Origin of the sequence: uncultured Chloroflexus sp., from assembly GCF_937951745.1 — a bacterium.
In the GTDB taxonomy this organism is placed as follows: domain Bacteria; phylum Chloroflexota; class Chloroflexia; order Chloroflexales; family Chloroflexaceae; genus Chloroflexus.
Genome location: NZ_CALFBQ010000027.1, coordinates 49,738 through 65,420, shown reverse-complemented (window position 1 = coordinate 65,420; position 15,683 = coordinate 49,738). Strand labels below are relative to the sequence as shown.

General features: G+C 59.6%; 13 protein-coding genes. 8 read left to right on the top strand and 5 right to left on the bottom strand.

What is annotated here, in order from left to right:
- Window positions 1-318: 318 nt before the first annotated feature.
- From Q1A59_RS07425 to Q1A59_RS07405, 5 genes are all read left to right on the top strand, one after another.
- Window positions 319-504 carry a hypothetical protein gene (locus Q1A59_RS07425; protein WP_299644647.1) on the top strand — a complete coding sequence of 62 codons (186 nt, stop codon included), beginning with the start codon at window positions 319-321 and terminating at the stop codon, window positions 502-504.
- Window positions 501-857: a DNA methyltransferase gene (locus tag Q1A59_RS07420; protein WP_299644644.1), complete on the top strand. Its 357-nt coding sequence runs from the start codon at window positions 501-503 to the stop codon at window positions 855-857. The genes Q1A59_RS07425 and Q1A59_RS07420 overlap by 4 nt, the downstream gene beginning before the upstream one ends.
- Window positions 858-1,272: 415 nt before the next feature.
- Window positions 1,273-2,295: an arsenosugar biosynthesis radical SAM (seleno)protein ArsS gene (gene arsS, locus Q1A59_RS07415; protein WP_298490146.1), complete on the top strand. Its 1,023-nt coding sequence runs from the start codon at window positions 1,273-1,275 to the stop codon at window positions 2,293-2,295.
- A 20-nt stretch (window positions 2,296-2,315) separates the two neighbouring features.
- The gene (locus Q1A59_RS07410) at window positions 2,316-2,987 is read left to right on the top strand and encodes a TIGR04282 family arsenosugar biosynthesis glycosyltransferase (RefSeq protein WP_298402895.1); all 672 of its coding nucleotides are present in this window, start codon (window positions 2,316-2,318) and stop codon (window positions 2,985-2,987) included.
- Window positions 2,988-3,305: 318 nt separating this feature from the next.
- Window positions 3,306-4,595, top strand: a complete 1,290-nt coding sequence (locus Q1A59_RS07405; protein WP_299644677.1) for a multidrug effflux MFS transporter — start codon at window positions 3,306-3,308, stop codon at window positions 4,593-4,595.
- 183 nt (window positions 4,596-4,778) lie between these two features.
- Here the strand turns inward: Q1A59_RS07405 and Q1A59_RS07400 are convergent, their stop codons facing one another.
- The 5 genes from Q1A59_RS07400 to Q1A59_RS07380 all read right to left on the bottom strand — a co-directional run bounded on the left by Q1A59_RS07400 (window position 4,779) and on the right by Q1A59_RS07380 (window position 11,745).
- Window positions 4,779-5,933 (bottom strand): iron-containing alcohol dehydrogenase, encoded by a 1,155-nt coding sequence (locus Q1A59_RS07400; RefSeq protein WP_298402897.1) that lies wholly within the window; start codon window positions 5,931-5,933, stop codon window positions 4,779-4,781.
- A gap of 357 nt (window positions 5,934-6,290) precedes the next feature.
- Entirely contained in the window at window positions 6,291-8,288 is a 1,998-nt protein-coding gene (locus Q1A59_RS07395; RefSeq protein ID WP_298402899.1) for an ABC transporter ATP-binding protein, read from the bottom strand.
- Window positions 8,289-8,358: 70 nt separating this feature from the next.
- Complete coding sequence (locus Q1A59_RS07390) at window positions 8,359-9,186, bottom strand: ABC transporter permease (protein WP_298402901.1); 828 nt, start codon at window positions 9,184-9,186, stop codon at window positions 8,359-8,361.
- 48 nt (window positions 9,187-9,234) lie between these two features.
- On the bottom strand, window positions 9,235-10,854 hold the full coding sequence (locus Q1A59_RS07385) for an ABC transporter substrate-binding protein (protein WP_298402902.1): 1,620 nt from the start codon (window positions 10,852-10,854) through the stop codon (window positions 9,235-9,237).
- Between the two features lie 399 nt (window positions 10,855-11,253).
- A complete protein-coding gene (locus tag Q1A59_RS07380; protein WP_298402903.1) occupies window positions 11,254-11,745 on the bottom strand; it encodes a DUF427 domain-containing protein in 492 nt (163 codons plus the stop codon).
- Between the two features lie 539 nt (window positions 11,746-12,284).
- Between Q1A59_RS07380 and recA the strand changes: the two genes are divergently transcribed.
- The 3 genes from recA (at window position 12,285) to Q1A59_RS07365 (ending at window position 15,574) form a co-directional block, all read left to right on the top strand.
- On the top strand, window positions 12,285-13,340 hold the full coding sequence (gene recA, locus Q1A59_RS07375; protein ID WP_298402904.1) for a recombinase RecA: 1,056 nt from the start codon (window positions 12,285-12,287) through the stop codon (window positions 13,338-13,340).
- Window positions 13,341-13,663: 323 nt separating this feature from the next.
- The gene (locus Q1A59_RS07370; protein WP_298402905.1) at window positions 13,664-14,332 is read left to right on the top strand and encodes a regulatory protein RecX; all 669 of its coding nucleotides are present in this window, start codon (window positions 13,664-13,666) and stop codon (window positions 14,330-14,332) included.
- Window positions 14,333-14,902: 570 nt separating this feature from the next.
- The gene (locus Q1A59_RS07365) at window positions 14,903-15,574 is read left to right on the top strand and encodes an MBL fold metallo-hydrolase (RefSeq protein ID WP_298402906.1); all 672 of its coding nucleotides are present in this window, start codon (window positions 14,903-14,905) and stop codon (window positions 15,572-15,574) included.
- Window positions 15,575-15,683 lie beyond the last annotated feature (109 nt).

The window sequence follows — 15,683 nt, the reverse complement described above, 5'->3', positions numbered from 1 at the left end:
TCTATCACGCTGATTGCTTTACGTGGATGCGAACGGTGTCTGCCTAACGGATTCATGCCATTGTGACCGATCCACCGTATGGGGTGCGCGAATTTGAACCCGATCAATGAGCAAAACGAGAACGAGGTCAAGGTGGGATTTGACGCATCCCGCCTGCATTCGATGGTCGTACACGAGCACCGCTGTCTCGGTTTACCGCGATAACCGCAGATGATTGCCGGCACCTTGTCGCCTATTTTACCGAGGGGGCAACTCGCGCTTAGGCTTCTACAACCCGGCGGCCATTTCTTTCTTGCTACAAATTCGTTACTTGCGCAATTGGTATTCACTGCCCTGAGTGAGGCCGGATTTGAATTTCGCGGCCAGATGATCCGGTTGGTGCGCACGTTGCGCGGCGGTGATCGGCCAAAACATGCCGAAGCAGAGTTCGCCAATGTCGGTTCATTGCCGCGTGGGTGTTATGAGCCGGGGGGATTATTTCGCAAGCCGTTACCCCCAGCATGACCGTCGGAGCCTGCCAAACAGTTGGTCTCCGTCGATATCCTGATGGCACACCATTTGCCAATGTTATTGAGAGCGAGCGCACGCCGCAGCGTGAACGGGTGCTTGCCGATCCTCCTCGTCTGAAGCCGCAATCCTTTTTGCGCCAGATAGTATATGCTGCTCTTCCACGCGGCACAGAAGTGATTCTCGACCCATGTATGAGTTCTGGCTCTACGATTGCGGCTGCATTAGCTGTAGGTTATCCGGCGATTGGCATCGAGCGCAATGAGCAATACTATCAACGAAGCTTGCGTGCTATTCCGGCCCTAACTGACCTGTATCCTATGCAATCAACGCGATTGCTGCACCAGTGATGGGTACGACGTTCCATTGTGCAATTGCCATATCTTCAAATACCGCTTGCCGCTTCATTACTGAGTGTGGATTGCGCAATACCGTTGCTCGCAAGGATTACCGTCATCGGTCGGAGGTAACCGCCTCTTACAGTCTATCCTTGCACGCCGTCGCTCTCCTCGTGTCATTGCGAGCCGCCGCAGGCGGCGAAACAATCCCCCGCGAGGGCGAAACCAACCTCCTCAGCTATCCCCTGAGATTGCTATGGGCCACACCCGCCAGTGTTAGACCCCATACTATTGCAATCTCTTCAATCTCCTCATAGTGCTACCGGTTTTGCGCCAGTCAACCTCATACTATTGCAAACCCATAGCTACTTGTTGCCAAACCAATCATCCAACGTGCTATACTACCAATATCCGAAGGAAAACGAGTATGGCAGCTATCCGCCTCATTCCAACCTTACGCCGGCAAAGTCACCCGTTGGCCGATCCGCTGGCCCAGCAGCAGATGCTGGCCGCAGTGCCGGCACCGCCGTTCGCGGAAACGTTGGCCGCGCATAGGGTAGGGCCGTTGCGCGCCGGATCGCGGGTTGAAGTGTTGCAGATCAATGTCGGGCGGCGCTGTAACCAAACCTGCCGCCATTGCCACGTCGATGCCGGCCCCGATCGCACCGAGATAATGCCGCCGGATGTGGTCGCCGCTTGTCTTGATCTGCTCGCGCGCTGGCAGATTCCGGTGCTCGATATTACCGGCGGCGCGCCGGAGCTGCATCCCGCGTTTGCCGAGATTGTCCGGCGAGCGCGCGCGCTAGGGTGTCACGTGATCGATCGCTGCAATTTGACAATTGCCCAATTGCCTAACTATCGCTACTTGCCCCGCTTTTTCGCCGAACAGCAGGTTGAGATCATCGCCTCATTGCCGGCCCCCGATCCCGCCGGCACCGATGGCCAACGCGGCGATGGCGTCTTTGCTCTGTCAATCGCCACTCTGCGCGAATTGAATGCGTTGGGCTATGGCCAAGCCGGTAGTGGGTTGCTGCTCAACCTGATTGCTAATCCGACCGGGCCCCATCTTCCCGAACCCCAAGCGACTCTTGAAGTGCGCTGGCGTTCTGAATTAGCCGAGCGCTACGGCATTGTTTTTAACCGCCTCTACACGCTCACCAATGTGCCGATTAGCCGCTATCTGGCCTACCTGCACGAGAGCGGCCAACTCGACGACTATATCCAGTTGCTGGTGCAGTCGTTCAATCCGGCGACGGTGGCTGGCTTGATGTGCCGCACGACGCTCTCAGTCGGATGGGATGGCCGACTTTATGACTGTGACTTTAACCAGATGCTTGATATAGCGTTGCCGCAAACGATTTTGGATGTGACGCTGTCCGATATTGCTAACCGCGAAATTCGCACTGCTGCTCATTGTTACGCATGCACCGCCGCCGCCGGTTCCACCTGAACAGGGACGATCAGCGCGCCGTGAGCGCGCCTCCCGTCCTCGTGATGATGGCTCGCCGCCCTGAAGCGGGCCGGGTCAAGACGCGCCTTTGCCCGCCATTAACCCCGGCGCAGGCAGCGGCGCTCTATGCCGCGTTCCTACGCGATCTGGTCGAGTTATTGCGCACCGTACCCGGTATGCAGCCGCTGATTGCTTATGCGCCGGCTGAGGCCGCTGATTATTTTGCGGCACTGGCCCCTGATATCGCTCGCCGTCCGCAAACCGGCGTTGATCTTGGCGAGCGGCTGGCCGCCGTGACCAATGCTGTGTTGGGTGAAGGTGTGCCGGCAGTTTTGGTGATCGGCAGCGACAGTCCCAGCTTGCCGCCAGCCCATATCGCGCAGGCCGTCACGGCGCTGGCTAGCGGCGCTGATCTGGTATTAGGGCCGGCGGAAGATGGCGGTTACTATTTGGTAGGGTTACGCCGGCCCGCCCCGGCCTTGTTCACCGGCGTACCTATGAGCACCCCTACCGTGTTGCGTGATACCCTCGCCATCGCCGAGCAACTAGGCCTGCGCACGGCACTCATCGATCCGTGGTACGACATTGACACCATCGCCGATCTGCGCCGGTTGCGCACCGATCCGACTCCACTGCGCCATACCCGGCTAGTGTTGACTGAGTTGCTGAACAACCTTGCCGAGCAAGGTTAGCCGCTGGGCGCGAGAATAGAACGTATCGCATAACCGTAGAGCCGCACGACCGTGCGGCTCGGCTATGGCCCGGAAGATGAACGCATGGCGAGTCCCCCCTTCCCCCCTCGCTCCGCGGGGGAGAGGGGAAGGGTGAGGGGGAACACGCCTAGCCGTCGTAGGGGCGGGGCATGCGAGGTGGTTGATGGAGCGGAACAAATGCCGCCCTACGAGGTGCCGCGCGCACTGCATGAAGGGCGGCATTCATTCCGCCCTATTTCTATACGCATCTAATAATGGACTTGTCAGAAATCATGAAAGCAGCGATAATGAAGGAGTATTCCACAGCCTCGCATCACTGCCGTACCTCTTTACACTGCACAGGTGTCTATGGCAACCGAATCTAGCCAATCCGGCCCGCGCATGGGCGAATTTGTGGCAATGATGGCGCTAATGACCTCGCTGGTGGCGATGTCGATTGATGTGATGCTGCCGGCGTTGGCCCAGATCGGCGCCGATCTAGGCGTCCAGCGCGACAATGACAATCAGTTGGTAGTGACGATGGTCTTTGTGGGCTTGGCGATCGGCCAACTGCTCTACGGGCCGCTCTCGGATAGCATCGGGCGCAAGCCGGCCATTTACCTCGGTTTTGCCCTCTTTTTTGCCGGGTCGCTGCTTGCCATTGTGGCTGTCAACGTTCCAATGATGTTGGCCGGACGATTGTTGCAAGGGTTGGGGGTGGCCGGGCCGCGCGGCGTTTCGATGGCGTTGATCCGTGATCGGTTTGCCGGGCGGGCGATGGCGCGGGTGATGTCGTTTATTATGGCCGTGTTCATCATTGTGCCGATCGTTGCACCGGCGCTGGGGCAGGTGATCTTGCTAGTAGCCGCGTGGCGAGCCATCTTTGTCATTCTGTTCCTGTTGGGGGTAGTGGCGCTGGTTTGGTTCGGGTTGCGCCAACCCGAAACGCTGCCTGTTGAACGGCGCGCGCCATTGTCGCTCGGTCGGATTAGTCATGTCTTCCGCGAAGTGCTCAGCCACCGCATTGCGCTCGGTTATACGCTTATGGCTGGGGTGGTAGCCGCCGTCTTGCAGAGCTATCTCAGCTCGGCGCAACAGATCTTTCAGATTCAGTATGGGCTAGGCCCGCTCTTTCCGTTGTTTTTCGCCATCAATGCGCTCGCCATCGGGTTAGCTTCATTCACCAATGGCCGGCTCGTCCTGCGTTACGGCATGCGACCGTTGCTAACCATCGCGTTGCTGGTCTTTGTGAGCGTGACGCTGGTCTTTGCGGGGGTGGCGCTGGCGACCGGCGGCCAACCTCCGTTGTGGCTCTTGCTGGCCTACTTCGTTCCGTGCTTCTTCTGCCTTGGCATCCTCTTTGGCAATATGAACGCGATGGCGATGGAACCACTCGGTCATATTGCTGGTGTCGGTGCGGCAGTCGTTGGCTCCCTCTCAACCTTTGTCGCTATCCCGCTTGGCGCGATCATCGGGCAGGCTTACAACGGCACTGTGACGCCGTTAGCCATCGGCTTTGCCGCGCTGGCGCTCGGCGCGTTGGGCTTAATGCGCTGGGCCGAGCGCGGGCGGATGGTGGCTGCGCCCGACACCGAACCGGTGGTGTAAGCAGCGAGGGCCGATTTCTATCGCCTGCTTCTAAATGAGGTGATGCCCCGCGCTATCCGCGTGAAGCCGTCTCCCATTTCCCTACCTCGTGAAGGATACATACGCAAGCGGGGCAATTGCTCGCCGACAACGGCAGCACGACGAGAGCGGCAGCTTTACTGCCGCTCTTCATCCCTCATACGCTCACCACACCTCTTCCAGCATCGCCAACAACTCTTCCGGCGTAGCTGGGCGTGGATTGTTGAAGATTGCCGGCTCGACGGCGGCCAGCTCAGCCAATTCGGGCAAAGCCTCGCGCGGCACGCCAACATCGCGCAGCCGAGTTGGCAAGCCGCAGTCAGCGGTCAGGGTACGCACGGCGGCAATGCCGTCGGCAATCACCTCGGCATTATTGCGCCCTCCCACATTCACCCCCATCGCGCGTGCAATCCGCACATAGCGCTCAGGCGCTACTTCGCTGTTGAAACGCATCGCTGGCGGTAGGAAAATGGCGTTGGCGGTGCCGTGATGCACCGGGAATTTGCCACCCACCGCATGCGAAAGAGCATGGACAACGCCAAACAAGCTGTTGCCGCAGGCGATGCCGGCCATAGCTGCGGCAATCAGCAATTGGCTGCGCGCTTCGATGTTGTCACCGTCATGCACTGCGTCGCGCAAGTGCGTGGCGATCATGTCGATCGCCGCCAGCGCCAGACTATCGCTGAAGGGGTTGTTTTCAGTCGAGACGTATGTCTCAATCGCGTGCGACAGCGCATCCATACCGGTAGCCGCAGTGAGGCGCGGCGGCAAGGTACGGGTCATCATCGGATCGAGAATGGCGAGATCGGGGGTGACATAGCGGCTGACAATGCTGATTTTGCGGTGCTCCGCTTCGTCCAGAATCACTGCGATCGGAGTCACTTCGCTACCGGTGCCGGCAGTGGTTGGAATAGCTACCAGCGGCGATAGCGGCGTCTCGATCACGTTGTAGCCTTCGTAATCCGGGATCGATCCTCCCAGTGTGAGCACGATGCGAACGCCTTTTGCGGTATCGATCGGGCTGCCGCCGCCAACAGCAATAAGCAGATCGGCGCCGGCGGCGCGAGCCTGCGCGGCGGCTTCAGCTACTTTCGCCACCGATGAATTGGCCGGCACATCATCAAACACGCCGACAATCTCAACGGGGTCAATGCCAGCCTTGATCGGCTCGAGCAAACCGGCTTGCACCACCCCCTTGTCGGCCACAATGAACGCGCGGCGCTGCGGCAACGCATTGCTGATCACCTGCCCTAATTCAGAGGCCAGCCCGATCTGATAGAGCACGCGCGCGCCAAGGCTGAATTCAAAAAAGTCTTGCATCGCCCTGTCCTTTATCTGTCAAAAGAGCACTGCTACGCTCATTATACGACTGGGTGGAAGAGGGGAATACCAAGGCGCAAAGGGAGCAAAGGCGCAGAGATTTTTAACGCAAAGGTGCAAGGGCCGCAGAGCACGCAGCGGGATTTGGCATCATCTGCTGCGTCCTCGGCGGTAAGCATCAGGCAGCCTCTACCCCCTCCCTCTCCCCCACTGGGGGGGCGGAGACGACAATACGAAGTCGCACGCGGCTCGCCACTCTCGCCGCGCGGTAGAGCAGGGGCCGGGGGGTGAGGGCAACGACAGGCAGAGCTAATCAGATCGGTTTGTGCCTTTTGCTTGTGGCCATTTCCTCTACCATCAACCGCTCATCTGCATAGCGCGCAGTTCCTCTAACGGGATATGGCAGCGCAGGCGATGGCCATTGCCGGCCTCGCGCCACGGTGGTTTCTCAGTGCGGCAAATATCGTCGAGCGCGCGCGGGCAGCGGGGCTGGAAGGGGCACCCGGTGGCCGGCGCCATCGCCTCGGCTTCGCGGAGGCGCACGCCGTGCGGGTTGGTTGCCGCTAGCAAGGCTTCGGTGTACGGATGCAGCGGCGGGTTGAGCACTGATGCCACTGGGCCTTCCTCGACGATCTCGCCGCGATACATCACCACGACATCGTCGGCCAAGTAGCTCACCACTGCTAAATCGTGCGTGATGAACAAATAGGTGATGCCGGTGCGTTCTTTGATGTCGGCCAGTATGTTCAATACCGCCGCCTGCACCGAGACATCAAGCGCCGAGACCGCTTCGTCGAGCACAAGCAGATCGGGCGTGGCTGCCAGTGCGCGGGCAATTGCCACCCGTTGCTTCTCACCGCCGCTCAGTTGATGCGGGCGGCGGTTGGCATAGTCGGGCGGCAAGTTCACGAGCCGCAAGAGATCAGACACCTGCTTCGCCGCCGTTTTGCCATCGAGACCTCCTAGCCGGATCATTGGCCTGATGAGCGCCTCGCCAATTGGTAGGGCCGGGTTGAGCGCCTCTTGCGGATTTTGCAGCACCATTTGCAAGCGCCGCACCTGTTCGCGCGGTCGCTGTTGAATGTGCGGCGCTAGCGGTATGCCAAGTAATTCGATTGTGCCCCCCGACGGCGGGGTTAAGCCAATAATGCAGCGGGCCAGCGTGGTTTTGCCGCTACCGCTCTCACCGACGACTCCTAGCGTGCGGTTGCGATGCACGGTCAGATCGACTGCTGCCAACGCCTGTACCGCCGGCGCAGCCTTGCCGCGCGCGGCATCAACCAGCGATCGGCGTTGCGCAATCGTTTTGGTGAGACGATGCGTGGTCAACAACGGCGCTCTGTCTGGCAGTGCGGTGGCAGTTACCGGAGCTGGCAGCGCGAGGTCGAAGGTGAGGTGAGACCAGTAATGGCAACGGGTGGCGTGATCGGGCGCAATCGCCAGCAACGGTGGTCGCTCGTGCCGGCAACGATCATTGGCCAACGGGCAACGGGGCGCAAAGACGCAGCCGTCCGGTAGCGCACCGGGGACCGGAATAGCCCCCTCGATCGATTGCAAGGGATGGTAGTCGTAGCGTAGACCGGGGTGCGGCAGGCTGCGCAACAATCCTTGAGTGTAGGGATGGCGCGGCTGTTGGAACAGGGTGGCAGTGGGTGCAATTTCGACCAGTTCGCCAGCGTAGAGCACGGCGGTGCGCGTGGCGATGCGTGCGACAAGGCCGAGGTTATGTGAAATGAAGAGCGACGCCGGCTGCCGTTCGGCAATCAGATCGGCCAGCAAATCAATCACAGCAGCTTCGGTTGTCACATCGAGACTTGTGGTCGGTTCGTCGAGCACGAGCAAGCGAGGCGCTCCGTGCAACGCCATCGCGATCATGACGCGCTGCTGCATCCCGCCGCTGAGTTCGTGGGGGTAGCTGCGCATCACTCGCACCGGATCAGCGATTTGCACCCGCGCCAACAGAGCGGCGGCTTGTGCTTCAGCGACAGGATGTTTGCCGCTCATCGCTTCGATCAGTTGCTCGCCGATACGCAGGGTGGGGTTGAGCGCCGCCAGTGGATTTTGTGGCACCAGTCGCAGGGCGCGCTTCCAGAGCGTGCGCAGGGTTGCCCCTTGCGTTTGGGCTAGATCGATGCCATCGAGCAGCACGCGCCCGACGCTGATCCGGCCATTCGCCGGCAACGCGCGCAGGATGGCCAAGCCAAGGGTGCTCTTGCCGCTGCCGCTCTCGCCGACGATGCCCAATGTCTCGCCGGCGGCGACGCTCAGGCTGATCTCGCGTAATACCGGCAGCCGTTGCCGGCCAGTGTAGTATTCAACCGAAAGGTTCTCGACCGAGAGGACGGAAGTTGTCATGACTGCTCTTGCCCAATGCAGGCCGCAAGGGTGCAGATCTACGTGCCGGCTCAGCACCGATGTTCGTCGCTCATGAGTCGCTGATCGCCCGACGCACCCCTTCAGCCATCAGATTAACCCCAATTACCAGCAACGCGATCGCGGCTGCCGGGACGTATAATGACCACGGCGCAAGGGCGAATTCATTGCGCGCTTCCAGCACCATCAGGCCCCAGTCAGGGCTGGGTGGCTGCACGCCGACGCCAAGAAAACCGAGCGAGGCAACCAGAAAGATCGCGTAAGAAAAGCGCAACGCCGCTTCAACCGCCAGCGTTGGCGCCACTAGCGGCAACAATTCGCGCCAGAGAATGTAGCCCAGCCGTTCATTGCGCATGCGCGCCGCTTCGATAAAGCCACGTGATTTCAGCGCCAAGACCACGCTCCGTACCACGCGGGCCACGATTGGGGTATACACCAATATCATCACCAGCAGCACGTTTGCGCGTGAAGGGCCGGTTGCGCCAAGCAAGATCAGGGCGAGCAAGAGGGCTGGTAGGGCGAGCAAGCCGTCAAACAGGCGAAAGACCGTCTCCTCTAGCCAGCCTCCCAGATAAGTGACACTGATCCCAATGAACGCGCCTATGATCACCGCCAAAACAGTGCCGCCGCCGGCCAGCGCCAGAATATCGCGCGCGCCGTACACGATCCGGCTGAACAGATCGCGGCCCAGCCGGTCGGTTCCGAAGGGGTGGCTCAGCGACGGCGGTTGGCGGATGAGATCGGCATTTTGCGCGGTCGGGCTATGCGGCGCAATCAATGGCCCAAACAGGGCTAGCACCAGAAAAACGGTGACAATGATCGTCCCAGCCGCAGTCGCCGGATCGGCGAAAAAAGCGCGGCCTAGTCGCTGAACATTCATGGTTCTCGCACGACTCTCAACACCAAAGGATGCTCGCTCTTGCCCATCTTACACTGCAATTGCCGCCAGATCGGTGCGGCCCGGAAACGCCTTTGCCACATATCCGCGCAATCCTTCACGGTGGGCGCTGAGCTGGGCAAAGAAGTAGGGAATGATGATTGGGCCGCGCTCGATCAAAATGCGCTGAATCTCACGGTAGGCGTGCGCACGCTCGGCTTCGTCAAGCGTCGTGCGGGCAGTGGCGGCCAGCGCGTCAAATTCGGCGTCGCTAAAATGGCTTTCATTCCACACTGCACCGCTCACCAGCATCACGTCGAGGTAAAACTGCGGCACCGGACGCGAACCCCAGCCGGTAATGCCTAGATCGACCTCTAGCCAGCCGTTATCGCCGTAGTAGACGCTTTCTGGCTCGACGATCACATTAATGTCGATCCCGGCTTCAGCCCACTGCTCCTTCAACACCACCGCCAAATCGGGGCGATCACCCGAATCGGGCACGTGCAGATCGAGTTTCAACCCGTCAGGATAGCCTGCGCTCGCGAGCAACGCACGCGCTGCCGCCGGATCGCGTGCCGGGAGCGGCGTTTCTTCAGAGTAGTAGGTGCTGAAGAGTGGCCCAATCGGGCTGTCGCGGCCCACTGCGCCCAAGCCGGCTTTCACTTGGCGGAAGATCGCTTGGCGGTCAGTAGCCAGTTTCAGGGCGCGGATCACCTCGGGCTTGTTGCCCGGCTCCCGGTCGGCGCGCAACCGCACCAGATCAAAGCCGTTGGTCGGCGTCTGCACCGCTACGATCCCCGCTGTCTGTTGCAGGGTTTGGAACAGCGGCGTTGGCATACGCAACACCAGATCGACCTGCCCGCCGCGCAGTGCATCAACCGCCGCTGCTTGATCGGCGAAAAAGATGATCTCAAGGTCGGCGACCGCCGGCTTGCCGGTTTGGAAATAAGCCGGATTGGCCGCTAGATCGATCCGGTTCTCGGTGCGATACTCCACTACCTTAAAGGGGCCAGTGCCGTTAAAGGTCGTGGCCGGATTCGCCGTGCCGGCTCGGAGGATCAATGCGTGATTATCGGATAGATCGTAGAGGAAGAACGGATTAGGAGCGGATAGCGTAAAGACAACAGCATTCTCGCCGTCGGCGGCAATATCGGCAATGTTGGCGTAGAGGTCGGCAGTTGGCAATTGCAGCGACGCATCGCGCAGGCGATTGAATGTCCATACCACATCGGCAGCAGTGAGCGGACTACCATCGTGAAAAGTGACGCCACTGGCGAGAGTCAATCGGTAGCGTAAACCATCGTCGCTGATCGTCCATTCGCGGGCAAGGCGGGGAATGACGTTATTGCCGGCGTCGATATCAACCAGATAGTCGTACACGTGGTTCAGAATGAGGATTTCAGCGTCTGACGAAGCGAACGCCGGGTCAAGCTGCACCGGAATTTCGCTCGCCACGCGCAGCCTCCCGCTGGGGCCGCTGCCGGCAGGAGCTGGTGCGGCGGTGGGGGCAGACGCTGGCGCAGTTCCGCCGCAGGCTGCTAGCGCCGTTGCACCGGCTGATAAGCCGAGCGCCAACCCAAGGCGTAGAAATGCGCGGCGGCTCATCCGCCCGGCCAATACCTCAGATCGGGCTATCTGCAACACGTGCAGCCGCTCGTCTGATTGATTCATCGGTTCGTCCTTTCTCTTCAAAACGTGGTTCTCGGCTAGTGCCACCTCCTATGAAAGGGGTACAGGCCTATCTGTGTCATTGCCAGCGTGCATGCAATGCATCGCGCAAAATACCGGCGGTTGCACTCGTGTGACCGGCGAGCTAAGGTCGTTATAGTGCATACATAGCCTTTGCGCTATGCTCGTATGACGTGCGGCGGTCCAACTGCGTATCATCCATCCCCGGCCAAGACCGCCGGTGGCGCACCGCTCGGCCTCCATCGGGGCAAGCGCAGCCCTGTCGCATAAGCGCAGCGACAGTGCCTGAATGGAGTGCGGCAGCCCAACTATCGCATCAGGCATTCTCGGCTATAGCCACCAGTTACGCTCAGCTCCTCCCGTGTCGGGGCGAGAGCAGCTCTACCATCCCCACGTGCCGGAACCGCCCTTGAACGGCCCGACAATATCGCTCGTAATCCATCCGCCGTAAAATCCGCCCGGTTGGGGCGTCACCTGTTCATCATCAACATAGCAGGCATCCATCGGAGCGGCGTAGAAGGCGAGATACCCGCGGATGGACGCGAAATCAGGCGTGGGGTCAAGGTACGACCACGCCGCTTGTACAGCGCTGCGCTCGCCAACCACCACATCGTAATAGGTGGCGATGCCCTTGAATTCGCAGAATGATCGAGCCAGATTGGGGCGGAGGAAGGCCATCTGCACATCGGCGGGCGGAACATAATAGACCGGCGGATGGCTGGTTTCGAGCACCCGGATTGCGCGCCGGCTATCGACCAGCGTGATCCCGGCAAAGATCACCCGGATCCGGCGCGAGGTCGGTTCGAGCCGCGGCGGGCGTGGATAGTCCCAGACCGATTCTTGGCCGGGGCCGGGCGGAATGCGTTTGACCATTGTCTCACCTCTGACGATGCTGGTACAACTATCTGCACTATACCATGTTTGCGGGGCAGATTCATCAAAAAAGGCCATTGAATCATTGCCGCAAAAAACTGCGAAAAGCGTTTCGTTACCAATACTGCAAAAAGCTTTTTGGCGGTATGAGCGCGGTGAGGCGGCTTGCGCACCAAGCCCGGCCTGCTCCGTATGCTTGCGAGGATTGCTCGATAACCCACCTGATGGTGTGCAAGCATGCTTGTGAAGGTATGCGGCTTGCCACCCCCTCTCACCTTGTCGCACCGTCAGTTCGTTCAGCGGATGGCCGATAGCTGAACGATTGTGACGAATGGCCCGCCATCTCCGCATCGTTTTGCTGTTTGCAGCGGTATACTAATAGGGAGGAAAAAATCGCGCCCCTCTTGTCATAGTCGTACACTTGTGCTATTATAGCACATATGTACGGGGCAGGCAACGGCGTTGACAGCGCCCTCCCCATCGAGTAGAGTAGCAAGAGGAGCATACGAGTGGGTACGAATAATGGAGGAGCGCCCGCGATGGCAATCACCCCGGAGAAAGAAAAAGCGCTCGCGGCGGCAATGTCGCAGATCGATCGAAAGTTTGGCAAAGGCTCCATCATGAAGATGGGAGAGGTTGGGAACCGGCTGGCCATCGAAGCCATTCCCACCGGTTCGATTGCCCTCGACATTGCGCTGGGCATCGGCGGCGTACCGCGCGGGCGCGTGATCGAGATTTTTGGCCCTGAGAGCAGCGGCAAAACTACGCTGGCCCAACACATTATCGCCGAAGCGCAGAAGATGGGTGGCGTCTGCGCCTTTATCGACGCCGAACACGCTTTTGACCCCGTCTACGCAGCGCGGTGTGGCGTCAATACCAATGACCTGCTGGTATCACAGCCCGACACCGGCGAGCAGGCGCTTGAGATCTGCGAAATGCTGGTGCGCTCGAACGCGATCGACGTGATTGTGATCGACTCGGTCGCCGCCTTGGTGCCGCGGGCCGAAATTGAAGGCGATATGGGCGATTCGATGCCCGGTATGCAAGCTCGCCTAATGAGCCAAGCGTTGCGCAAATTGTCGGGCGCGATCAGCAAGAGTCGCACGGTTGTCATCTTTATCAACCAGTTGCGGATGAAGATTGGCGTGATGTTCGGCTCGCCGGAAACGACCACTGGCGGGCAGGCGCTCAAGTTCTATGCCTCGGTGCGGCTTGACATTCGGCGGATCGAGACGCTCAAGCAAGGGCAAGAGGCGATCGGTTCGCGGGTGCGGGTAAAGGTGATCAAGAACAAAGTCGCGCCGCCCTTCCGGCAGGCCGAATTCGATATTCTGGCCAACGAAGGCATCTCGCGCGAAGGCAATATCATTGACATCGGCACTGAGTTGGGCATCATCCGCAAGAGCGGTGCGTGGTTCTATCTCGGTGAAGATCGGCTCGGCCAAGGGCGCGAAAATGTGCGCGAGTTTCTCAAGAATAATCCGGCCCTGACCGATGAGATCGAACGCTTGATAAAAGCGCAAGCGTTGACCAATCCGTCAGTGATTGCGCCGAGCGCCGATGTCGGCGACGATGACGGTATTTTTGAAGAGTAGCGTTCGCGTTGTAGGCAGGGTGAGCGCCGTTGGCGAGAGTGTGGCTAGCGGCGTTCATCGTTCTTGGGGCGGTGTGGGCAGGGTGCAGTCGCTGCTTACGCGGCGCGATGGACGCGAGCGCACCACTGCTATGCGGGCGCATTGTCACCGCGTGCAGTCGCTGCTTACGCGGCGCGGTGATGGCTGCGCGCGTAGTGCAATCGTTACGGTGCGCCGCCGAGAGGGTCCTTTTCCCGGTTTGGGTGTCGCAGGAAGCGCAATGCACTGCTGCCTGCGCCAACATATCCAACTCCTGCTAGTTGCGAACGAGCTAGACCTGCGCTATGCCAACCGGTACCATCACCGCTATTCGCCAGCAAAGCAATGACCCGCAGCGTGTCAATGTCTTCATTGACGGCGAGTTTGCGCTGGGCATTAGCCTCAATACGCTGGTGCGCGAGCGTTTGGCGGTAGGCGTGCAGCTTGATGAGACGGCATGGGAACGCCTCGTTGCCAGCGAGCAGGCTGATCAGGCATTGCAGAAAGCGTTGCAGCAGCTTGAGCGGCGACCGCGTTCGACTGCTGAAATGTGGCGTTATCTGCAGCGCAAAGGTTTTGACGAGGCGACGTGTACGCGCGCGATTGCCCGGCTGCACGAATTGGGTCTGCTTAATGACGCTGATTTTGCCAGTCGCTGGGTCGCTAACCGGCGCGCCTTGCGTCCTCGCGGCAATCGCGCCTTGCGGGCCGAATTGCGCCACAAGGGGATTGAGCCGGCGATTATCGATGAAGCGTTAGCGGCGGAAGATGATGGTATGAGCGAGCGTGAGCGGGCCGAGGCAGTCGCGCGTGCTGTTCTGCCGCGCTATGCGAAGGTTGCCGATTGGGCCGCCTTTCAACGCCGCTTCGGTGGTTATCTGCTACGCCGCGGATTTGCCGCCGATCTGATCCGGCCCATCCTTGCTCGCCTTTGGCGTGAATTGCATCTGGGGGAGGATGGGCCAGATTGGTAAGATGGCCGATGAGCTATAGCGTCAAGGTAGACTGGGCCAACATTGTTTCGCAAGGCGTGATTTAGTCTGGCACAAACACCGAGAGACGATCCGCAAGCGTAGCGCTGGAGTATGGGTGACCCATCTGCAGGTGGACCCGTGGCAAGCAACGCGCTGATACAAGGCACATGCGCCGGGCGACCCACCCGCAGGTGGAGCATTCGGGAGAGGCCGGGCCGCAGCAGCAGTGTCTCGTGTCTCGATCGCGTTTGGCGCACATTCCTGCCCTGCACAGGGATAGCGTCTTCTGGCGAATCCGGTTGGGTTAGCGTCTGTTTCGGTCATCAGGAGGCGCAGCGATTCTCTGTCTTTCGCTTGCAGGTGCGAGGATGAGCAGTGGGAATGGCAGTGACAACAGCGGATTGCCTTCCCAAAACGCTATCTGTGCTATTGGACAGACACCGGCTTGCTGGATATGATGTGGCTGCATCGGATCATTTTGCAGCCGGCAACAGCTTGCCAACAGAAAATAAGAAGTGCGTCACGGTACATACTCGGTTACGGTCGCCTGACGATGTTAAGGATTTCACTATGGCAGAAGTACAATATCTCGGTCATGCCTGTTTTCGCTTGCGCGGTCGCGATGGCACCATCGTGTGCGATCCCTACCATCGCTCGATCGGTTTCGACCTAGGCCGGCCAACCGCGACGATCGTCACCGTTAGCCATCATCATCCTGACCACGATCACGTGGCTGCGGTGCGCCCCCTGCGCGATCGCGTCTTTGTGGTTGATGGCCCCGGCGAGTATGAGATTGGCGGGGTACTGATTACCGGCGTGCGCACCTTCCACGACACAGTGAAAGGTGCTGAACGCGGCTTCAATACCGTGTATATCATCCATCTCGATGATTTGGTCTTCTGCCATCTCGGCGATCTTGGCCACGAATTGACCACGAGCCAGCTTGAAGAGATTGGCTCGAACGTCGATGTGCTGTTTGTGCCGGTAGGCGGCGGCGAGACGATTGGGCCGGCTATGGCTAGTAATGTGATCAGCCAGATCGAACCTCGTTTTGTAATCCCAATGCATTACGCGATGGGGCAGATCGATTTCGACCCGCCGCTGGCGCCGCTCGAAAAGTTTGTGAGCGAAATGGGTATGAAAGAATATACCCCCGAAGAAAAGCTGGTGGTTAATGCGAATGCCTTGCCTGCCGATGAGGAGCAGACCCGGATCGTTATCCTGCGCCCGGCTCATAGTTGACCATTCATACTGCTTACATGTGGTATACTGAAAAATTGAAGTGTAAACGTGCGGCAGACACATGCTGCTCATCATAGGACGTGTGACTATCCGGTAAATAGCGATTGTG